Origin of the sequence: Tenuifilum thalassicum, from assembly GCF_013265555.1 — a bacterium.
Classification (GTDB): Bacteria; Bacteroidota; Bacteroidia; order Bacteroidales; family Tenuifilaceae; genus Tenuifilum; species Tenuifilum thalassicum.
In genome coordinates this window covers 2,697,199-2,719,516 of record NZ_CP041345.1, presented here as the reverse complement: position 1 = coordinate 2,719,516, position 22,318 = coordinate 2,697,199, and the positions used below count along the sequence as shown (strand labels likewise).

Annotated in this window: 18 protein-coding genes; 11 read left to right on the top strand and 7 right to left on the bottom strand. The window is 39.7% G+C overall.

Going from position 1 to position 22,318, the window contains the following annotated elements; genetic code table 11:
- Positions 1 to 243: 243 nt before the first annotated feature.
- Both FHG85_RS11245 and FHG85_RS11240 read right to left on the bottom strand, forming a co-directional pair.
- A complete protein-coding gene (locus FHG85_RS11245) occupies positions 244 to 894 on the bottom strand; it encodes a LysE family translocator (protein ID WP_220429208.1) in 651 nt (216 codons plus the stop codon).
- A 74-nt stretch (positions 895 to 968) separates the two neighbouring features.
- Entirely contained in the window at positions 969 to 2,396 is a 1,428-nt protein-coding gene (locus tag FHG85_RS11240; protein ID WP_173075936.1) for an aldehyde dehydrogenase family protein, read from the bottom strand.
- A 99-nt stretch (positions 2,397 to 2,495) separates the two neighbouring features.
- Here FHG85_RS11240 and lnt point away from each other — a divergent pair, with 99 nt between their 5' ends.
- Positions 2,496 to 4,112: an apolipoprotein N-acyltransferase gene (gene lnt / locus FHG85_RS11235; protein WP_173075934.1), complete on the top strand. Its 1,617-nt coding sequence runs from the start codon at positions 2,496 to 2,498 to the stop codon at positions 4,110 to 4,112.
- Between the two features lie 179 nt (positions 4,113 to 4,291).
- Positions 4,292 to 6,352: a protein-disulfide reductase DsbD family protein gene (locus tag FHG85_RS11230; protein WP_173075932.1), complete on the top strand. Its 2,061-nt coding sequence runs from the start codon at positions 4,292 to 4,294 to the stop codon at positions 6,350 to 6,352.
- 49 nt (positions 6,353 to 6,401) lie between these two features.
- Here the strand turns inward: FHG85_RS11230 and FHG85_RS11225 are convergent, their stop codons facing one another.
- Positions 6,402 to 8,483 carry a Na/Pi symporter gene (locus FHG85_RS11225; protein WP_173075930.1) on the bottom strand — a complete coding sequence of 694 codons (2,082 nt, stop codon included), beginning with the start codon at positions 8,481 to 8,483 and terminating at the stop codon, positions 6,402 to 6,404.
- Between the two features lie 223 nt (positions 8,484 to 8,706).
- On the opposite strand from FHG85_RS11225, the gene FHG85_RS11220 reads away from it, so the two are divergent.
- The 3 genes from FHG85_RS11220 to gatD all read left to right on the top strand — a co-directional run bounded on the left by FHG85_RS11220 (position 8,707) and on the right by gatD (position 13,604).
- Positions 8,707 to 9,903, top strand: a complete 1,197-nt coding sequence (locus tag FHG85_RS11220) for a cation:proton antiporter (protein WP_173075928.1) — start codon at positions 8,707 to 8,709, stop codon at positions 9,901 to 9,903.
- Between the two features lie 285 nt (positions 9,904 to 10,188).
- Positions 10,189 to 12,186 (top strand): Glu-tRNA(Gln) amidotransferase subunit GatE, encoded by a 1,998-nt coding sequence (gatE, locus tag FHG85_RS11215; RefSeq protein ID WP_173075926.1) that lies wholly within the window; start codon positions 10,189 to 10,191, stop codon positions 12,184 to 12,186.
- Between the two features lie 32 nt (positions 12,187 to 12,218).
- The gene (gene gatD / locus FHG85_RS11210) at positions 12,219 to 13,604 is read left to right on the top strand and encodes a Glu-tRNA(Gln) amidotransferase subunit GatD (protein WP_173075924.1); all 1,386 of its coding nucleotides are present in this window, start codon (positions 12,219 to 12,221) and stop codon (positions 13,602 to 13,604) included.
- Positions 13,605 to 13,798: 194 nt separating this feature from the next.
- Here the strand turns inward: gatD and FHG85_RS11205 are convergent, their stop codons facing one another.
- The 4 genes from FHG85_RS11205 to FHG85_RS11190 form a co-directional block, all read right to left on the bottom strand.
- Entirely contained in the window at positions 13,799 to 14,206 is a 408-nt protein-coding gene (locus tag FHG85_RS11205) for a hypothetical protein (protein ID WP_220429207.1), read from the bottom strand.
- Between the two features lie 441 nt (positions 14,207 to 14,647).
- A complete protein-coding gene (locus FHG85_RS11200; protein WP_173075922.1) occupies positions 14,648 to 15,094 on the bottom strand; it encodes a hypothetical protein in 447 nt (148 codons plus the stop codon).
- Positions 15,094 to 15,765 carry an AAA family ATPase gene (locus tag FHG85_RS11195; RefSeq protein ID WP_173075920.1) on the bottom strand — a complete coding sequence of 224 codons (672 nt, stop codon included), beginning with the start codon at positions 15,763 to 15,765 and terminating at the stop codon, positions 15,094 to 15,096. The genes FHG85_RS11200 and FHG85_RS11195 overlap by 1 nt, the downstream gene beginning before the upstream one ends.
- Positions 15,766 to 16,010: 245 nt before the next feature.
- Complete coding sequence (locus FHG85_RS11190; protein ID WP_173075918.1) at positions 16,011 to 16,382, bottom strand: AAA family ATPase; 372 nt, start codon at positions 16,380 to 16,382, stop codon at positions 16,011 to 16,013.
- Between the two features lie 760 nt (positions 16,383 to 17,142).
- Here FHG85_RS11190 and FHG85_RS13225 point away from each other — a divergent pair.
- The 6 genes from FHG85_RS13225 to FHG85_RS11165 all read left to right on the top strand — a co-directional run bounded on the left by FHG85_RS13225 (position 17,143) and on the right by FHG85_RS11165 (position 22,017).
- On the top strand, positions 17,143 to 17,349 hold the full coding sequence (locus FHG85_RS13225) for a hypothetical protein (RefSeq protein ID WP_220429206.1): 207 nt from the start codon (positions 17,143 to 17,145) through the stop codon (positions 17,347 to 17,349).
- Positions 17,350 to 17,402: 53 nt separating this feature from the next.
- A complete protein-coding gene (locus tag FHG85_RS13330; RefSeq protein WP_262886942.1) occupies positions 17,403 to 17,537 on the top strand; it encodes a hypothetical protein in 135 nt (44 codons plus the stop codon).
- Positions 17,538 to 18,149: 612 nt separating this feature from the next.
- The gene (locus FHG85_RS11180) at positions 18,150 to 19,178 is read left to right on the top strand and encodes a LacI family DNA-binding transcriptional regulator (protein ID WP_173075916.1); all 1,029 of its coding nucleotides are present in this window, start codon (positions 18,150 to 18,152) and stop codon (positions 19,176 to 19,178) included.
- Positions 19,179 to 19,202: 24 nt separating this feature from the next.
- Positions 19,203 to 20,345, top strand: a complete 1,143-nt coding sequence (locus FHG85_RS11175) for an MFS transporter (RefSeq protein ID WP_173075914.1) — start codon at positions 19,203 to 19,205, stop codon at positions 20,343 to 20,345.
- Positions 20,345 to 21,454: an ROK family protein gene (locus FHG85_RS11170; protein ID WP_173075912.1), complete on the top strand. Its 1,110-nt coding sequence runs from the start codon at positions 20,345 to 20,347 to the stop codon at positions 21,452 to 21,454. The genes FHG85_RS11175 and FHG85_RS11170 overlap by 1 nt, the downstream gene beginning before the upstream one ends.
- Before the next feature lie 254 nt (positions 21,455 to 21,708).
- Positions 21,709 to 22,017, top strand: a complete 309-nt coding sequence (locus FHG85_RS11165) for a GIY-YIG nuclease family protein (RefSeq protein WP_173075910.1) — start codon at positions 21,709 to 21,711, stop codon at positions 22,015 to 22,017.
- Positions 22,018 to 22,318: the final 301 nt, after the last annotated feature.

Here is a 22,318-nt window from a genome sequence, read left to right as displayed (position 1 = left end):
AACAAACCAAGGCCGTTCCTACGGAACTATTGCTTTATATTCTATACTTCATTGCTATCATTTGGTCACTCTACGGAGTTATAAACATTAGATATTAATCTGCAACCAAGTTAGGGTAAGTACAAGAATTAATTGAAGCTTTTTGAATTTTAAGTCCCGCAGGGACGTTCTTATGGTAGAGGCAAAGAGCCAATGACAATATTAGTCCCGTAGGGACGACTATAAAACCTTATAAAACTAAATTTAAAATATCAACCTTTGGATTACATTGATAATTGCCAATCCCCCTAAAACAAAAATTACAACACCCGAGACTTTGTTTATCCACCACAGTTGCTTTAGCCTAAAGTGCTTGCGGAAATGGTTAACCAACGACGAGAGGACATACCACCATAGGGCTGCCCCCAAGAATACTCCTGCTAGCGCAATAAAGTTAAGCCACATGCTCTGATCGTCGGTAATAATACCTGCCGTGGCAAATAGCGCAATAAAAAGAAAAACGGCCAAAGGATTACTGCCAGTAAGGAATAGGACAGAAACAAAATCCTCAAAAAGGCTGTTTTTCCTCCTCTTTTGCCTTTTTAGCTGTGAGATTGGATTGGTTTGAAATATTTTAATGCCTAGTAGTACAACAATAACACCTCCAACAATCTCAATTATGGTTTGTTGCTCTTTAATGAAACTAATTATGAACGAAAGGCTGAAACCTGCAATTGCTGCAAAAATGGTATCGGCTGTGGCAGCCCCAAGCCCCGAAAGAAATCCGCTTGTTCTGCCTTTATTGATGGTACGTTGAATACATATCACACCAATAGGCCCTAGTGGAATACTTGCTGCTAACCCAATAATAATCCCTTTGATAAGTAGAATTAAAAGCATTGCCGATTCATTCATAATGCGGGCAAAGATACCAATATTTGGAAAATGTTTGGCAAAAAATAATTCTCAAATTCTCAAGTTTTGTTAAACTACTCAAATGGCTTTACCAATAATTTTGGCTCCATCATTTCTATCATGGCATATTTAATGCCCTCTCGCCCAAACCCAGAGTTTTTGATTCCACCATAAGGCATATGGTCAACTCTAAATGTTGGGACATCGTTTATGATAACCCCTCCAACTTCTAGCTCGTTGTATGCTTTATTCATTTCGTCGATTTGATTTGTAAAGACACCCGCTTGAAGACCATATTCCGAATGGTTTAAATATTCAATAGCCCCTTCAAAAGTGTCGTATGGTTCGACTGTAACCACGGGTCCAAAAACCTCAAGCGAACATACTTTCATTTCTTGCTTGGTGTTTGTAAGAACAGTAGGTGGAAAGTATGTTCCTTCGCGTTTTCCTCCCAAAAGCACTTTTGCTCCATCGTTTATGGCTTCGCTTACCCACGCTTCAACTCTTGCTGCATTCATCTCATCTATCATCGACGATAAATCGGTTTCCTCGCTTAGCGGGTGTCCATTTTTTAGCTTAGAAGCACCATCAATGAACTTCTCCATAAAACTATCAAAGATAGACCTGTGAACATAGATACGCTGGGTGTGAATACACACCTGGCCCGAATAGGCAAATGCACCGCTAACACATTTGGTAACAGCTAAATCGATATCAGCTGATGGTGCAACAATAACACCTGCGTTGCCACCGAGTTCCAGCAGGACACGTTTTTTACCTGCCTGTTTTTTCATAGCCCATCCAACTTGCGGGGAACCAGTAAATGAGAGAAGCGAAAAACGTGAATCGGTAACCATGTTGTTTCCTGTATTCCTATCGGTTGGAAGTATTGAAATGCCACCATTGGGAATATTTGTATTGTTTATCACCTCAGCAAGCATTAGCGCAGAGAGTGGGGTTTTACGTGCGGGCTTTAACACAATAGGGCAACCTGCTGCTATGGCTGGAGCAATCTTATGAACGCTAAGATTTAGCGGAAAGTTAAAAGGCGATATTCCGGCTACAATTCCAACTGGAAAATATTTAACAATTCCCTCTTTCCCTTTACCAGCAGGTGTCCAGTCGAGCTTAATGGCTTCGGAAAGGGGACGTTTAGCTTCTTCGGCTGCTACAATAAATGTTTGTATGGCCCTATCAACCTCTCCAAGTGCAAGTTTGAGGGGTTTGCAGGCTTCTAATGCCAATGTTCTGGCAAAGGCCTCGCGTTTTGCTTTAATCCCATTTGCTATGCTCATCAGTATCTCATACTTTTCATAAGATGATAGTTTAGCCATGGCCCTTTTAGCTTTTTCCGCTGCTACAATGGCTTGTTCCAACTCTTTATTTCCGGCCAGGTGGACTTTGGCTATTAAGCTGTTATCCCAAGGACATCTAACTTCGTAGCGCTCGTTAGTTTCTACAAACTCACCTGCAACATAAGGTCGATATTCTGAATTTTGCATAGCTTTAACTCTTTATTTTGTTTCAAATTTACTCATTTACCAGTTTACGTTAAACCTAAATCTGTATCTTTACAACATGTTATTCTAAAAACACAGGCCATGTTTTTTACCAAGCTATTCAAATCGCACGTTTTTTTAATGTTGCTTTCGGGTATTCTGTTAGCCTTACCTTGGTATGAGGGACTACCTAGCTACACCATCTTTTTTGCGCTGGTGCCTCTTTTTGTGTCGTACTACAGGTTAGTTGAGCAAAAGGCTGGCTTTTGGAAAACCATTGGCTATGTGTTTCTGGCCTTTTTTACTTGGAACATTCTATCAACCTGGTGGATATATAACGCCACTTTGATTGGTGCCATCCTTGCTGTGTTAATTACCTCATTTTTAATGACACTGGTTTTTAGCATCTATCATTTCGTACACATAAATACATCTAAAACCATTGGTGCTTTTGCATTTGTAACCCTTTGGCTAGCCTGGGAGCAGTTTTTTCACAACTCAGAAGTTGCTTGGCCTTGGCTAACACTTGGGAATAGCCTAGGCAATCATCCTATGGTTATTCAGTGGTATGAGTTTACAGGTGTTTTAGGTGGTTCTTTGTGGATTTTGGTAGTTAACTTTTTCATTATATCTCAGATTACTGCCTACCTTGAAAAGGTTTATGGACGAATTGCCTGGTTCTTTTCCGATGTCCTCCTGTTTTTTGCAATCCCCTTTGCTCTTTCCTTATACCTGTTTTACAGCTACGAAGAGAAGGGCGAGCCGGTCAATGTCGTTGTGGTTCAACCCAACATCGATCCTTACAACGAAAAGTTTAGCGGGCTTACCAACGACCAGCAGATGGATATCATGCTAAATCTAGCAGAAGAAAGTATCGATAGCACCGTTAGCTATGTGGTTTGCCCCGAAACGGCCATTGACGACCGCATATGGGAACATCAGGTAGCAGAAAATGGAAGTATCCTTCGAATTAAGGATTTTGTTAATCGTCACCCAAATGCAATGTGGGTAACGGGATTGATATCATTAAAGCTGTATGAACCAGGTGAGCAAACTTCGCCCACGGCTCGAAAGTTACCTTACGACAACCGCTACTATTACGATAGGTATAACTCTGCCATTCAGGTTGATACTTCGTTTGGCTTACCTATTTACCATAAATCGAAACTGGTTGTTGGTGTTGAGATGATGCCATATCCTCAATACCTTAAGTTTCTCGAAAAACTATCGATTGATTTAGGTGGAATTACCGGAAGCTTAGGAACTCAGCCCGATAGGGGAGTGTTCAAATCGTTAGATGATAAATTTGGAGTTGGCCCTATTATTTGCTACGAGTCGGTGTTTGGTGAGTTTGTATCGGGCTACATAAAAAATGGAGCAAACCTACTGTTTGTTATCACTAACGATGGTTGGTGGGGAGATACTCCTGGTTACAGACAGCATCTTTCCATGTCGAGAATACGAGCCATTGAAATGCGGAGGTCAATTGCGCGGTCTGCTAATACCGGAATTTCAGCATTAATTAATCAACGAGGCGAAATCATTGACTCGCTTGGCTGGTGGAAACGTGGTACGCTGAAAGGAACCATTCTTGCTAACAATAAAGTTACCTACTATGCTAACCATGGCGATTATCTAGGCAACATATCTGCTTTTATGGCATTGCTATCCTTGGTTTATGCCCTGGTTCAGCATTTGATGAAAAGAAAAGAGAGGTAGTTGTTATTTGTCTCAATATTAGAAAGTTTGATATTGTTAGTGATTTGTTCGCCCTTAAATTTTAATGTTTCCTTTTTGCTTCGGCTCTGAATTTGGTACAGCATATTAAACCAAGGTTATATTTTAAAATCTAGATATATTAAAAAGAGTATATTTGCACAAACACAAAATTGTAAACAATGAGGAAAAAAGTATTGCTTAAGTTTTTGAGCCTTGCTACTATTGGATTACTTTCAGTAAGCATTGCAAGCGCCCAAATGGATGACCCTGTAAGGTGGTCGGCAACTACCAAAAAGGTTGAAGCCAATAAGTTTGAGGTGATAATAAATGCTCAAATAGACGAGGGATGGCATTTGTATTCAACAAAACTACCCGAAGGGGGACCTCTTCCTACCACATTTACCTTCGAAAATCCTCAAGGTTATAAGCTGATTGGTGAATTAAAAGAGATAACCAAAAGCAAAACCGAACATGATGATGTTTTTAACCTAGACCTTGCATACTTTGAAGATGAAGCAAAGTTTTCGCAGCTCATTGAAGTAACTGCTAATGAGGCAAATATCAATATAAACGTTGAGTTTCAGGCTTGCTACGCCGACAAGTGTATCTACCTTGAAAAATCAATGTCAACGGTTGCAAAAGCCGATGCGAAGGTTTCAAAAGATGAGCAGGAGGTAACTACCGATAACAGCGAACTAGTTGAAACCGATAAATTATCACCTGATAAAATAAAAGAAAAGAAAGCTTCAGAAGAAGTCCCAGCTGAAGAGTCTCCCAAAGAAGAGGAGTCGATGTGGTGGTTCTTTTTAGTATCGTTTGCTGCAGGTCTGGCTGGATTGCTAACACCTTGTGTGTTCCCTATGATTCCTATGACCGTATCGTTCTTTATGGGCAAGCAACAAAATAGGGCAAATGCAATTCTTAATGCCTTTGTGTTTGGTATTTCGATTGTTGCAATCTATACATCATTAGGTCTGCTCGTTTCTCTTTTCAACCTTGGCTCCGATTTTGCCAATACACTAACTTCGCATTGGATAACTAACACCATTTTCTTTTTACTGTTTATAGCATTTGCAGCATCGTTTTTTGGCCTGTTCGAGATTGTGTTACCTGGTAATCTTGCCAATAAAACCGATAGCAAGGCCGATAGAGGTGGACTGATTGGTTCTTTTTTCCTTGCATTAACAACTGTAATAGTTAGCCTTTCGTGCGTTGGCCCTATTGTTGGTGCTTTGCTTGTTGAAGCTGCATCGGGGTTGGGGGCAAAGCCTATTATTGGCATGTTTGGATTCTCATTGGCATTCTCAATCCCATTCACACTCTTTGCAATCTTCCCTTCATGGCTTAACTCACTACCTCGTAGTGGTGGGTGGATGAACTCCGTGAAAGTATTCTTGGGATTCATCGTGTTGGCATTCTCACTAAAATTCATCCTTACCATCGACCAGGGATACCAGCTTGACCTTGTTAGCCGTGAGGGTTACATAGCAATTTGGATGTCGATATTCACACTTCTAGGGCTTTACCTGTTAGGTAAAATTAAATTCAAGTTCGACTCCGATTTGCAACATATTGGTGTATTCCGCCTATTCCTTGCCATTGCAAGTTTTGCCTTTGTGTTTTATCTATTACCAGGCCTCTTTGGTGCTCCACTAAAAACAATATCTGGGCTTTTACCTCCAGAAAGCAGCCAAAGCTTTAACATGGCAAGCAATGCAAATGTTAACGTTGTGGTTAATGCCGATGATAGGAACTCGTTATGCGATGAACCTAAGTATGCCGACTTTTTGCATTTGCCCCATGGACTCCAAGGATATTTTGATTATGAGCAAGCCCTAAACTGCGCTCGCGAAAAGAAAAAGCCACTATTTATCGATTTTGTTGGGCATACCTGTGCTAATTGTAAGGTGATGGAATCGCAAGTATGGAGCGACCCTCGGGTTTTAGAGCGCCTCCGTCGCGATTACATTATTGTTGCGCTTTATGTTGACGATAGAACTGAACTGCCAGAGAGCGAGTGGATTACATCGGAGCGCGATGGTAAGGTTAAGAAAACCATAGGTAAGATAAACGCCGATTTCCAGGCAACACGTTTTAACGTTAATGGTCAGCCTTACTATGTGCTACTTGATAACGATGAGAAGCCTCTCATTGAGCCAAAAGGCTATGATTTGGACGTTGAGGCTTTTATCGAATTTCTTGATAAGGGAGTAGAGGAGTTTAATAAGCGTATGAATTAATAGTTTTCGAATCAGGTTTGAAGGCTGTCTCTGTTTGGGGCAGCCTTTTTTAATTTTCTCCTATCATAATACGTGCAATGTTATTGGCATGGCTACCAATAATTCGGTACAGGCTAACCAGCTCCAAATGCGTCTTTGAACTCGCTATCGATTTATTTATAGCCTGTTTCAGCCTATCAAAATGGCTTCGTTCAAGTTCAATGCCAACCTGCTTGTAGTGTTCGTACTTGCGAAGCTGTTTTCGAGCAATATCCAAATTAAACGTACTTAAAATATCTATTGCACGTTTTAGCTGCTTTTGGGTTAGCCGATGAAACTCAATAAGTTCCTCCTTTCCCTCATGCGAAAACTCTAAACCCGCACCGAGCCACCATTTCCCCTTTTCAAGAATATTCTTCGAAATGATGTCGCCAATCTGTTCCAACTCTTTTGTGGCAAACATCACCTTAAAAACGCTATCTACCTCCTTTTCATTAATATCGGAGTGACTAATTTTTAGAAGATAATCATTTAGCTTATCGCGTAAAAAGTTTATGTGGTTCTCCTTTTCGTGAATGGTATCAATTGTAGAAGGGTTTTTGTCAATAAATAGTCTAATGCTATCATCAAGCATTGATTGCACTAATTTTGCCATGCCCACAAGCTCTTGCCTCGATACCTCAATGGCAATGGTTGGTGACTGCAGCAGGTTGGTGTCGATGAATTGAACCTTATATGGCTCACGTTTTTCAGGGAAAATGGGAATAACCCAGTCCACTATTTTTGCGAAGGTTTTTGTAAAAGGCAATACAATTAAAGTGAGAATAACATTATAAATGGTGTGCGCATTTGCTACCTGCCTGCCTATGTTTGTTACAAATGTTCCAGAAGTTGGGTCAATTATGTCGGGTGTGAATAAACGAACAAGGTTGGCAAATGGCTCAATGAGCCAGAATAAAAGGAGTATTCCAATGAATTTGAATACCGCATAGGCTAGGGCAACTTTTTTAGCTTCGCGACCTGTTGCAAACGATGCAATAATTCCCGTAATGGTGGTTCCTAAATTTGCCCCCATAAGTAAAGGAATAGAGCCCTCTAGGGAGATAAGCCCCTGAGTACACATCGCCAAAACTATACCTATAAATGCTGCGCTACTTTGAACCAGCGCGGTAAGTAAAGTGCCCACAACTACTCCCAACAGGGGCTGCTGTACATTCTCGATAACCATAAGGAAGGGTTCGTAGTGCTTTAATGGCGACATCGCTCCCGACATAAGGTGCATACCATAGAATATTAGTCCAAAACCAATTAGCGTTTCTCCTATACTCTTATGAACCTGTTTTTTAGTAAAGACAACCATACCAAAGCCTAGGGCAACAATTAGAAGAGAGTAATCGGCAAGTTTGAATGAGATTAGCTGAACGGTAATGGTTGTACCTATAGCTGCACCAAGAATCATTCCTATTGTTTGCTCAAACCTCAGCAGTTTGGATTGTACGAATCCTATTAGCATTACTGTGGTTGCACTGCTCGATTGGGTAACAATTGTAGCAAAAGCTCCAAAAAGAGTAGCCACATACTTGTTTCTTGACATTCTAAGCAGGATTACTCGTAGCTTATTGGCAATGCCATGACGCAATCCCTTACTCATCTGTTTTAAACCAATAAAAAAGATGGCTAGCCCACCTAGTAGGCCAACGAATAGCATCAACGCCCAGTTGCTTGCATAGGCGTATGCTGTGAAAATAACAAACGACTGCGGGTTGCTAGTTTTTACACGAGCCACAACCTGATATTCGCCTTCTAATTCCCCAAGATGAAGAGTGGTGCGTGCTAGACCAGAACTGTTTGTATAAACCTCATACCTTTCCAGGTAAGCATCCTTGGCCCCTACAGGTGTGCGCACAACCTCAAAACTTACCTTAATGCCAGGTGCTGCTGTTCCTGTTGAGTCGGTAACAAGTACAATAAACGGATGGTTGAGTCGGTCCCCAGCCTTGGCCCATTGCTCATCGCCCGAAACTTTTGTTCTACCATTTAAGCTGTACTTTTGTATGGTATAATTGTGAGAATAGCCAACAGGCCCATACAAAATCAGTAGAAGAAAAAGTAGAGCTTTTATAAAAATATTTTGGCCCTGTCTTCTTTGCATAAACCAATATTATCGATTAAATCAATATTTACAAAATTAATTAGATCTAATATCCATGACCCATTAGTTTAAAAAATTCCTGTATTATCCTTAGAATAATTTTTGGGGGAGTTTCTCTTCTCACCTCGCTTAACCTCTTGCTAATATTAGTTAAATAGATTACTTTTGGTGATAGGGCATCAAATTTATTAGGCTTTATTTGTTTAATAATTAATGGTTTGATATGACTTTTACGATTATTATAGTATTTTGTAGCCTTATCCTTTTGGCTTACCTATTCGATTTTACCACATCGCACACAAAAATACCATCCGTTATCCTCCTGCTTGTACTTGGTTGGATTGTGCGAGAAGTTACCTTTATTTTGGATATCGAAGTGCCCGATTTATCAACTGTTTTGCCTGTTCTTGGCACTATAGGTCTAATCCTAATTGTTTTAGACAGCTCCTTGGAACTTGAAATGAATAAGTCGAAATTGACCTGCGTGCGAAAATCGTTTCTTGGTGCGCTAATATCGATGGTTGTGCTTGCATTTTTCCTTGCTTTGCTTTTTTACATATTAGGACACTATTCGTTTAAGAACAGCCTTATTAACGCAATCCCCTTTTGCGTGATAAGTAGTGCGGTTGCCATACCAAGTGTGATGAACCAGTCGAAATTTACCAAGGAGTTTATTGTTTACGAGAGTAGCTTTTCCGATAGCCTGGGCATACTCTTTTTTAATTTTATCGCCTTAAATCAGGTTATCAACCTGCTTACAGTTGGTAGCTTTTTATTACAGATTTTATTAATGGTGATAATTTCAATAGTTGCTACTATTGGGTTGTCGCTACTTCTTAGCAAAATTGAACATCACATTAAATTTGTCCCCATCATAGTTTTAATAATTCTGATTTATGCTCTTTCAGAGCTTTATCATCTTCCTTCGCTTATTTTCATACTAATCTTTGGCTTGGCTCTTGGTAACCATGAAAAGATTAAGCAAAAGCGTTGGGCCGAACGTTTTCATCCCGAGGAGCTAGACGACGAGGTTAAACGCTTTAAGGAGCTCACAACTGAGGCTACATTCCTGGTGAGGTCGCTTTTCTTCATCGTATTTGGATTTCTTATAGAAACCTCGGAGCTGTTGAATGCCGAAACCTTTTACTGGGCGTTAGGTATTGTTGCATCGGTTGTTTTATTTAGAGTTGTTCAGCTAAAAATCTCAGGACTACCTCTTAAACCTTTGCTTTTTGTTGCCCCTCGCGGATTAATAACAATACTGCTTTTCCTTTCAATCGATAGCTCTTTGTTGCTTCCCTTTGTGAGTAAATCATTAGTCATCCAGGTAATAGCAATATCTGCAATTTTTATGATGGTTGGGCTTATGTTTACTGAGAATAAAAAGAAAAACCCTGTAGAGCCAGTTAGTCCTGAATAACGATTAGGCTTACCAATAAAAATAAACCGCCCTTTCGGGCGGTTTTTGTTTTTAAATTACATCTTGGTTAGGTTTTAGATTTGATTTTAGATAGGTATAAAACATTTGAAAAACCAGAAAAACACTAATAAATTAACAAAAATTATACCACAACTGCGTTTATGTTAAATAAAATTTAGCAATTTCTGGATAATCTTCTTCGCTTTGGAATCGTGTTTCTGTTTGGTAATTCGACTTAGTTTTTTAACTTAGAAGTTTGTTAACCAACTCACACAACCAGCTAAAATGACCCAAAAGAAAACACCCGGTAAGCATTTCGACCCGCACAAGAACTACCGGGATACCATGAAAGCAATTGGCTATGTTCCCCGTGCCAAAGCAACCCAAAGCGATTATGATCGTATTGGTTTTAAGTCGGGACTTGAGGTTCATCAGCAACTTAAAACAAAGCAAAAGCTATTCTGTCGTTGTCCAGCAGGTGTTTATCATGGCGACAACGATTACCATGCCGAGATTATTCGCCATATGCGTCCAACGCTTAGCGAAATGGGCGAGTACGATGGCACGGCTCTAATGGAGTTCAAAACACGTAAGGAGATAACCTATCGGATAAACAACAAAACAACCTGCACCTACGAGATAGACGATACCCCACCTTTCCCTATAAACCGTGAGGCTCTTGAAATTGCTTTGGAAATCTCGCTGCTTTGCAAGCTAAACATAGTGGGCGAGGTGCATATCACCCGAAAACAGTATCTCGACGGATCAATCCCAACTGGTTTTCAACGAACAGCAATTCTTGGTGTTGAGGGAGAAATTCAGCTAAAAAATAAAAAGGTTGGATTGATACAGCTTAGCATTGAGGAGGATGCATGCCGCGAAATCTCTGATATTGGTCATAAGCGAATTTACAAAACCGATAGGTTAGGAATGCCCCTTATCGAAACCGTTACCCATCCGCAATGCCTTAATCCCGATGAACTTCGCGAGGCTGCCGACTATATCCGATTCCTGAATAGAAGTACTGGCAAGGTTCGGACAGGAATTGGCGCTGCCCGACAGGATACCAATGTAAGCTGTGAGGGCGGAACTAGAGTTGAGATCAAAGGTGTATCGCACAATAAATGGCTGCCCGAACTTTCCCATAACGAATGTTTCAGACAATGGGCGTTACTACATATCAAAAAACTATTGCTAGAACGCGTTCCCGATCCCCAAAAGTGGGAAATGCGACATGCAGAGGTTGATCCCTATTCGCTTAGTCTAGAGCATGCAAATGCTATTGGTTTTGCTGAAAAAGGTTATAAGGTTGTTGCAATTGCGCTTCCCGAATTCCATGGAATACTCTCGCATTTCACTCAACCTGGCAAGTGTTTTACCAATGAGCTATCCGATAGGTTAAAGGTAATAGCCTGCATCGAAAGGCCAAATATTACCAGTGATGAGGATTTGAACGATCCGCTATCGGAAAACGATGCTACTAAGCTGGCTGCTCTGCTTAAGGCTTCGCCTAACGATGCTATAGCTCTAATCTGGGGACCTGATGAGGATATCCCTACAGCGTTGGAAACCATTGATGAGCGCTGCCGTATGGCTTTCGATGGTGTTCCTCGCGAAACGCGCCGTCCATTACCCGATGGAACAACGCTGTTTGAACGAGTTCTTCCTGGCGCCGACCGAATGTACCCCGATACCGATTCAGCCCCTATACCGCTTGATGAAAAGTACATCGAGAAGCTACGTGAGGGATTGCCAGTTGATATTTGGACACGGTATCAGCAGCTTGCACAAATGCAAATCCCCGAGGATTCTCATGCTTACATCTTGCGTCGAAATTTGGTGCCAGTAATTGAGGAGATTGTTGCTTTGGGATTTCCACCACGATTTGTTGGGGCTCTATTTGGCCACAGGTTAAAACGGATTGAAGGGAAATATCCAATGCATAACGATTTTACCTACCATAAGCTGGTGGACCTATTCCGATTCTTGAAAGATAATAAAATTCACCATTCCCTTGCTAAGCTGATGCTGCCTGTTATTTATCAGCATCCTAATATGGATTTTAACTCTGTGCTTACAAGTATCAACTTTAAGCGTAGAACAGCTGATGAACTACTTGCTCCAGTTGATTACCTGGTGGAAAAATTTAAGGAGATTAAGATTGCCAAGAAGGACAGGCCTGAAAATGTGGTAAACTGGGTAATGGGACAGCTCCATAAACAGGCACTGGGCAATATCGACCCCGCTGAGCTATACTCAAGGATAAAGGAACGAATAGGTTAACCAAAACTATCAACCCGAATAAAAAAGAGAAAATGGAAGATATTTTTCAAGGATATAAAGGACGTGCACTTGAGGTGCTGAAAAAATTTAACGTGAGGGTATGGGGAAAGGCTATAATTGATACATCTCGTGGTGAATTTCAGGGAACGGTGCTACCCCGAGCCGAAAACGACGATGATACGCATATCGTTCTGAAAATTGCAACTGGCTACAATATCGGTATCGATATTTTTACCATTAAATCAATGAAAGAGGTTGGATACTATAAGGCAACCTATAAGATTCCAGAAAAGGAATTTCCATATACGCCCAACCTGCCTAACGTAAAGCTTCTTGGAACGGGAGGTACCATTGCATCGCGCCTCGATTACCGAACCGGAGCGGTTATCCCTGCTTTCTCACCTGGTGAACTTTACGGGGCAGTCCCTGAGCTTGCCGATATCTGCAACCTGACAACCGAGAAGCTATTTGCTGTTTTTAGCGAAAACATGGGACCTGAACAGTATAAGGCTCTTGCTGTGGCAATAGGAAAGGAGATAGAGAATGGGATTGATGGAATTATCATTGGTCATGGTACCGATACGTTGAGCCATACTGCGGCAGCACTAACCTTTATGGTCCAGAATCCACCCGTCCCCATTGTGCTGGTTGGTTCGCAGCGCAGTAGCGACCGTCCAAGTAGCGATGCGGCCCTTAACCTTATGCATGCCGCATACACTGCAGGTCATTCCGACATTGCCGAGGTTATGGTTTGCATGTTTGGCCCAACTTCCGATGAGTATGGCTTTTTGCATCGCGGTACTCGCGTTCGGAAAATGCACAGCTCATATCGCAGCACCTTCCGCACCATTGGCGATACGCCTCTTGCCACAGTAAACCTAAAGGATGGCATAAAACCCATTAAAGAGACCTATAACCACCGCAGAAAGGACCGAAAGGTGAAAGTCTTGCCCTACTTTGAGGAGAAGGTCTCCATAGTTTACTACTACCCAAACATGCAGCCCGATATAATAGACTCGTTGGTCGATAATGGTTATAGGGGAATAATTATTGCAGGTACTGGATTGGGGCATGTAAATAAACCGTTATACTCAGCCATTGAGCGTGCTAAGAAGAAGGGTGTTCATATGTTCATGACCGTTCAAACCCTTTGGGGCTACGCCCACATGTACGTTTATGACACAGGTCGCGACCTGATGGCTAAAGGGATTATCCCTGCAGAAAACATGCTTCCCGAAACCGCGTACATTAAGCTAGGCTGGGTGCTTGGCCAAACCGACGACCCCGAGGAGGTGAAACGCCTGATGCTAACCCCAATCAACGACGAGATTACGCTACGCGAACCATACAACGGATACCTTATTTACCAGGGCGGTGTGCCTGAGGTTGAAGAGTTTATCAGAAAGTTTAGAAAGTAGGGGGTATTGTAATCTTTGATTCAGACAAAATTTTTGAATGTTTGTTTGATAGGGGAAAAATAACTCTAAATCTTCAGAAACAATGGGGGAAAGGAAGCCTTTTCTCCCTAGTTCTTGAATTTTTAGACTTTCATATACCCAAATCAAATGCCCCTAGAGTTGCATTTGCAATGAAAATCTATGATTTTTCAACTTTAAGCCACTTGTCTTTCCAGATGGTAATTGTGCCAATTAACCCGATGAGTAGCAATATCAAAAACCCCAATTCCAACGTATTTTAGAAGTTCATTTTGATTTTTCATTGTAAAGGATAAGCCCAAAATGGGAAATATAGCACCAACTGATATCAATGTCCTATTAAAAAATTCATTCCCGCTAACTTTTATCGTCTCGTTTTCGGTCAATTTATTCAATTCAATTTCCCCACTTCCACACCATTGCATTTTTGCTTTTAATGTTTTATTCTCTAACTCATCTGGAATTTCAATGATTTTTCTCTCGCCATTTTTCAATTCGGTCAAAACACTATTCCCAACTAATATTTTGTAAGAACAGTACTTGTTAAAACTCTCTTGTGGACGATATATGGTGATTTTTTTCATATGCATTTCAATAGTTAGTATATTAAACGTTTAGAATTTTAAAACACTTTCCTGTCAAGTTAAAACACTTTTGGTTTGATTTGAATTATTCAAAGAACTGCAACTGCCCAAAAATATACTTTGTTGACTTAACCCACCTTTGTGGGTGCTATTTCAAATTATAAGATTTTTTTAAAACTTCGATTTTTTTTCACTTTTAAATTTCAAATTATGAGAAAGGAATCTGGTCTTATTATCGTTGAGCAAGTTATTTTGCCTTTTCTGAAGTCCAAAAAAAAAACTTAAGCTGGAACAACAAAGTCCACATCAAAATTTCAACTGCAAAAAATATATAAAACCGTCATTAAGTGCATAGCCCTATACCCATCTGGTGTAGTTCAACACCGACTCATCGCTGGTTCTTGCAGCCCGTAGTAGTCCTATTTATTTTAGACCTTTTATTCAATAAATATTTTCTGATAATATTCTTGACTTGTATTTAATATTGCCTTTTTTTAATTTAATCATTTTTTTTAGTTTTAGAAACTTGGGATTGTTTTCAATGTTAGGTAATTGCATTTTAGATAAAACTATTCTTGCCGATACACTTTGGTTTTCAAGTTCTCTATTCATTAGTTGTATTGTTGAGCTTATTTGTTCAACAGCGTGAATAAAATCAGAACCTTTCAACTCAACCAAAATCATATACATATCATCACATACTAAAAATCCAAAGTCACATTTAGCAACGTTTTCTTCAGTTATATATCCATTATCTAATCTTATCTTACAAATTTTCTTACGTAAACTATTTTCGAGCCTGTACTCTCTCTTATTTTCTTTTGCAACAAAAGTTGTATGATTATCACAAATAGCGAAGTTTTTATTTCTCAGGTTATTGCAATCCATTAGTCATCCAATTCAAAAAGTTTATTAAATATATTGTTTAAAATACTAGAAACATCATCAATGACTTCACTTTGTATCATATTTGTTTCTTTGTCTATTATTGTATTTAATAGACCATTATTAACTGAAAAAGCTGTTAATTTTTCATAATTGACTATTGTTTTATAATCAATAATTTCGCCTACGTTTTTTCCTTTTTTACTCAAAACATCTGCATATAATAAATTATTAATTGCTGAAAGAATATATGGACTATGTGTTGTAATAATAATTTGCGATTTTAAAGCGTTAAATAATATAGCTATTAAATCAATAATATCTTTTTGAGCAACAGGGTATAAATGAGCTTCAGGTTCTTCAAATACAATAAACATTTTATTATTATTTAAAAGAGAAAGAAAAATTAGATTTAATATCCAAATAGATTCTTGTTGACCGGAAGAAGAGTAATTGATTTTTACGTATTTTTTATTTGAAACATATAATTTTTCTCCATCTAATTCATTAACATATTTAATTTTTAGAATTTTTTCAATAACTCTTTTGGCACTTTTCACATAACCGTATTTTATGTTTTCATTTGTTAGATATTTCTTATCTTCAATTAATTCATCTAGACTTTTATTAAATAATGGTTTTGTGGCATTTATTCTATCAATAAATGCTTGCATTAGATAATCCAATTTATAAGGATGAACATATTGAGTGGTCTGAAAGAGTTGAAAGAAGACTACGCCCAGCAGGAATAAACAATAAATCCTTATCGTCTTCAAATAGTTTGTTAACAAGAAATTCTATTTCATTTAATGCATTTTTCTTTTTTTGCTCAATTTTTAAAAGTTCACTTGAAGATAGAAATTTTTGATTTCTTTTAAAAGATTCGCTAAGAGAATTTTTTATATATGATAATATTTGTCTAAATTCTTTTAAATTCTAGATTGAATATTTGATTTACATACCTTCCACGAAGATTTATTGATAGAGCTTTATTGTTTCCAAATTCGTAATGTAAATAAAAATCATCAGTATGTGCAGTAGGTCCAAAGAAATTTAAAAATTTTGTTCTAATTCGTTTTCCTATATTACCTAATGGTTTGTCATAGTTTCCTGTATCAATAATTTCAATAAAATATTTTAAAATATCATTTCTTAGAGATTTGAAAAAGTAAATGCTTTTACTTATTGTACTTTTCCCACTTGCTTGCGGTCCAATAAATACCATAAATGGTTTAATTGATAATTCAACATTATCAATAGGTCCAAAGTTTTTAATTATTATTTTTTCCATTATTTTACCTATTAAAATTGTTTTAATACCCTACAATGTTATGTGTTAATGCTGTGTGTCTAATTTCCTACGGAGTGACCACTTTCCCACTAACTGTGAATTAAATTTACTAATTTTTGTTTTAACTTACTCCAGAAAAACCAAAATTTTTAAATTTTGCATTTTGATTAGACGCAAAGTAGTTTCAGATTACCACATCACAGTGCATTATACACAATGTTGAACTAAACCCGCCTTCGTGGGTAGCTGTTTCAAAATTATAAGATTTTTTTAAAACTTCGATTTTTTTTTTCACTTTTAAATTTCAAATTATGAGAAGGGAATCTGGTCTTATTATCGTTGAGCAAGTTATTTTGCCTTTTCTGAAGTCCAAAAAAAAACGTAAGCTGGAACAACAAAGTCCCCTTTTGTATATTAACAAAAAAATCAAAAACCGTCTGTGGGTGCATAGCCCTGTCCCCTTGCTCGGCATGGATTAGCGAAGCGTATCTACGCCGTTACTAAGTAGCGATCTCCTGACCGCGCTAAATTAAACTTTCCATCCATTATTCATCCATTATTATTTTAACAAAATTTGTTAACGTGTCATTATGTCAATGGGTTACTAAATTGCAGATCAAACCGCACTTTACTACTTAACCTTGCAGGTGGTGGATGGGATAGACGCCTTTACGCGGCCAATCTATCGGGATATTGTTATCGATAGTTTAAGGTTCTAGCAGGAAAACAAAGGGTTAAAGGTATTTGGCTACGTAAAATTATGTCGAACCATACCCATCTAATTGCCAACATCCCTGACGGGCACCTGAGCGAAACGCTGAGGGATTTAAAGAAGTTTACTGCCAAAAGCATTATAAGCACTATAATGGATGGCAAAGAGAGCCGTAGGGAGTGGATGCTAAATTGTTTTGGCTTTAACGCTAACCGTCATTCCCGGAACAAGTTTTTTCAGTTCTGGACGCTCTAGAACCATGCCGGAATAGTGTACTCAAATGATTTCATACTGCAAAACTGGAATACATGCATAATAATCCAGTGCGCGCAAGAATTGTTGAAAAACCTGAGGATTACCTGTGCTCAAGTGCACGTAATAGTGCGGGTATGGATGGTCTGCTCGAAATAGTTTACATTTACCCTAAATGGAAAACTTGCTGATAGGATGTTACGCGGTCAGGAACCGAACTGTTTTTTTGGCGAGTTCGCCGAAGACAGACCGCTATTTATGGCCGACGTAGTCACAGACTTCGCTGAGCAATGTGGGGACCTAATTTGATTAAGACTTTTAATTGTATAAAACATAAAGTAGTTCAATAGTTGGGCAGGATTAATTGCCCAATTTATTGTGACCAGTCCTAGTCGACATATTCCGATTATTTCCGAATCATTCCGTGTCATTCCTCTAATTTTATATTCTTCAACAAGAGATGCCTCGACTACGCTCGGCATGACAAAAGGCTTCCGACTCCTTCCGAATATTTCCGAATCATTCCGAATCATTCCGAATCATCCGAATCATTCATCTAACTTCCTCTAACTTCATTTAACTTCTTCTAACTTCCTCATATTCCTCTACCAGAGATGCCTCGACTACGCTCGGCATGACAATAAACTTCCGCTACCTTCCGATTATTTCCGATTCATTCCGACTCATTCTTCTAACTTCCTCTAACTTCTTCTAACTTCCTCATATTCTCCTAGCAAAAAATCCCCACTAAAACTAAATCGATTTAGATAAATTCTTATATTTACATCAGCAAACATTTTATTATGGCTGGTCGAGTAACTCTTGATGATATTGCTCAGCGCGTTGGCGTTTCAAAAACGCTAGTGTCGCTTGTTCTAAATGGTAAGGCTGAAAGGTATGGTATCTCGAAACAAACCTGTGATAGGGTGTTTGTGGCTGTACACGAGCTAAACTATCGGCCAAACCAAACTGCTCGCAGCTTACGTACGGGAAAAACAAGAACCATTGGGCTGGTGGTTTCCGATATCTCTAATGCTTTTTATGCAAATCTGGCCCGTGAATTCGAGGATTTAGCAACGGCTCAAGGATATAGCGTTTTTATTTGTAGCACCGATGAGGATGTTGAAAAGGAGAAGAGTTTAATTACAATGCTACGAAACCGACAGGTTGATGGGTTGGTGGTATCCTCGTCGCAGGATAAGACCGATTGGCTTAATGCTATAAATGATGGTGGAACACCACTCGTGCTTATCGATAGGCATTTGGGTAATAACACGTTAAGTGCAGTTGTGGGTGCGAACCGTAAGGGTGGGAGAATGCTAGCTCGACATCTTGTTGAGCAGGGATTTCAGAATCCTTTGGTCATTGGTCTTTCAACAAACCATATTTCATCCGTTGCTGAGCGAATCGAGGGTTTTGTTGAGGTCTTTAAGAACGAAAATCTGGAGTATGCTGTCCATGAAGTGGGCTTCCATAGCGTTCAATCGGATGTAGTTAATCTTTTGAATGGCATTGAAGCCAAACGCTTTAAGCCCGATTGCCTTTTTGCTGTAAATAATAATATTGCCACAGCTGTACTACAATACCTTTCTGCTAAGAATGTGAAAGTACCAAATGAGCTGGGATTGGTTTGTTTTGATGATATGCCCTACTTCTCAATAATCAAACCGTCGGTAACAGCTGTTGAACAGCCTATTGCTAAAATCTGCAGTAAAGCTTTTGGCATTCTGCAGGAACTAATGGAAACAGGTAGTAATAGTAAAACAACTGGAGTAGTTGAAATACCAGTAAAGGTAAAAATCCGGGAATCATCTATGCTAAAGTCGAACTAAAATATCAAACTAAACCTAAACCATATGAATCGTAAAACATTTGCCATTTTGTTAGCCTTCCTATGTATGGGATTTGGCGATGCTGTGGGGCCTTTTGTTGGCCTTGCTAAAGAACAATTTGCCCTATCGAATTTTGAGGCGCAGCTTATAGCCTTTATGGGATTTATCATGTTTGGACTACTATCGGTACCTATGGGACTGGTACAAGATCGTACAGGCAAAAAGTTTGTGTTGATGCTTGGTCTTGCCATTGCGTTACTAGGTTTAATTCTACCTCTCTTTGGGCTGAGCAGCTATGCGCTATTTTTGCTTACGATATTGCTTCTTGGTGCAGGTGCAGCCATATTGCAAGTGGCCGGAAATCCGATAATGCGCGATGTGTCGGAACCGGGAAAGTATTCCCGTAATTTGAGTTTTGGACAGTTTATCAAGGCAATAGGCTCTCTCTCGGGGTCGCTTATACCATTTGCTGCAGCCAAATGGATGGGAATGGATTGGAAAGTGCTTTTCCCTGTTTATGTAGCATCGCTACTAATCACTCTGATTATAATTGGATTTACGAAGATTGAAGAGCAGAAGACCGATAGCCCCGCAACATTTAGAAGCTGTTTTAGCCTTTTGTCAAACCGATTTATACTGTTAATGGTGCTTGGCATTTTTGTATATGTGGGTATAGAGATTTGTCTTAGCTCAGGGGTGCCAATCCTGCTTAGCTCACATTATGGCATCGATTTAAAAACTTGGGGTTTGCTTGGTAATGCCTTTTTCTTTATTGCAATTCTATCGGGACGATTTTTGGGTTCCGTAATTCTTACCTGGATGAAACCACGCACCTTTTTCCGATTAACAGTTGCTTTATCAATCCTAGGATTACTACTTGTTTTTGTCGATAATCGTGTGATAACACTGGTTGGTGTTTTCCTTACTGGACTCGGCTTTGCTAATATTTTCCCGCTTATCTTCTCCATAACAGTTGATTCAATGCCCGAACGTGCAAATGAGATTTCGGGTCTCATGGTAACGGCTATTGCTGGTGGCGCTTTTATCCCTCCGCTTATGGGTCTGTTGGCCGATGCAACAAGCGTCAGGTTCGGTTTTATTGTTCCTTTGATAGGCATTGGTTTTATAGCACTGCTTACCTTGGTTAAACCTAAAGTTCAAGAGTGATGGATTATAGAAGTGATAAAAGAATAGTTCTAACGCTTGATGCTGGCGGCACCAATTTTGTGTTCACGGCCATGAGAGGTATGGATAGGTTGGGTGATCCAATTACTCTTCCAAGTAATGGCGATGATCTTGATAAGTGCTTGAAAGGTATTATTGAGGGATTCGAAGCGCTAATCGATAAGCTAACTGAAAAGCCTGTTGCCATTAGTTTCGCATTTCCTGGTCCTGCCGATTATCCCAACGGTATAATAGGCGATTTAGGCAACCTCCCTGCTTTCAGGGGAGGTGTTGCTCTTGGACCAATGCTCGAGGAACATTTTAAACTCCCTGTTTTTATTAATAATGATGGCGATTTGTTCGCGTATGGAGAATCGATAGCTGGTTTTCTGCCTTATGTGAATGATATCCTTGCGAAATCGGGTAGCCAAAAACGATTCCGTCACTTGTTGGGCATTACCTTAGGAACTGGCTTTGGTGCTGGGCTGGTGACTGATGGTGATTTGTTTATAGGTGATAATTCTGCTGGCGCCGAGATTTGGCTTGTTCGTAATGCTATCGACCCCGATTGCTTTGCTGAAGAGGGTGCTAGCATCAGAGCTGTTCAACGTGTTTACCATAATTATTGTAAAAGCAAGCATTCAGATCAATTAAGTCCGAAGGAGATTTTCGAGGTTGCCGAGGGTAGTCGCGAAGGCGATATGATAGCTGCTCGTCTTGCATTTCAAACACTTGGCGTGGTGGTAGGCGATGCCATTGCCAATGCAGTTACGCTTACCGATTCGCTGGTGGTGATTGGCGGCGGTTTGTCCAACGCTTGGAAGTACATTGGCCCTGCCCTAATGGAGCAGCTAAATGGTACTATCTCTCGTACCGATGGAGCTAAGGTCGATAGGCTAGAAATCAAGGCATTTGACCTGGAAGATGACCATCAACTTGGGGAGTTTCTTGCTGGCCAAGAAAAAACGATAAAAGTGCCTTTTTCTGATCGTACCGTTCAATACGACCCCTTAAAACGCATAGGAGTGGGACTCTCGCGCCTTGGCACAAGCCATGCTGTGGCTGTTGGCGCCTATGCTTTTGCGCTAAGGAAGGTGGGTGAGAGGGGCTGATGTTTGCTCTTTGTCATCCCGGGCGAAGTCGAGGGATCTCAAATGAATAGGAAGGGTTATAGTTGCTTCGGCAAGCTCAGCATGACAAGAGGAGAGAGGTTGTGATATTGGTAGAAAGTTGCTTTTTTGTCATCCCGAGCGAAGCCGAGGGATCTCAAAAGGATGAAAAGTGTTTTAGATGCTTCGACAAGCTCAGCATGATTAGGAAGAAAAGAAACTAATGTTCTGGAAAGTAGATTAAATGAATATATAGCATGAAACCTTTAGGGCTTCACAACTATTTTGTATATATTGTTACCAATGCAACAAAAACAGTTTTGTATGTAGGTGTAACCAATAATTTACGTGCAAGACTTTATCAGCACATGCAGGATGCAATTACAGATAAATTGCATTTTACTGGAAAGTATAATGCTTACTTTTTGGTTTATTGGGAACGATTTGATTCTATCGAGGATGCAATTAGTAGAGAAAAACAGCTAAAAGGATGGAGAAGAAGTAAAAAAGAAGCATTAATAAGCGAATTTAATCCTGAATGGAGGTTTTTAAATGATGAGGTATAAGATTAAAAATTCTGTTGTCATCCCAAGCGAAGCCGAGGGATCTCAAATGAATGGAAAGTGCTGTAGATGCTTCGGCAAGCTCAACATGACAAGAGGAGAGAGGTCGTGATATTTTGTAGAAGGATACATCCTTGTCATCCAGAGCGAAGCCGAAGGATCTCGAATAAATAGGAAGGGCAATAGATGCTTCGTCAAGCTCAGCATGACAAGAGGATAGAGGTCGTGATATTGGTAGAAGGTTATTTACTTGTCATCCCTGGCGAAGTCGAGGGATCTCAAAAGAATGGAAAGTGCTGTAGAT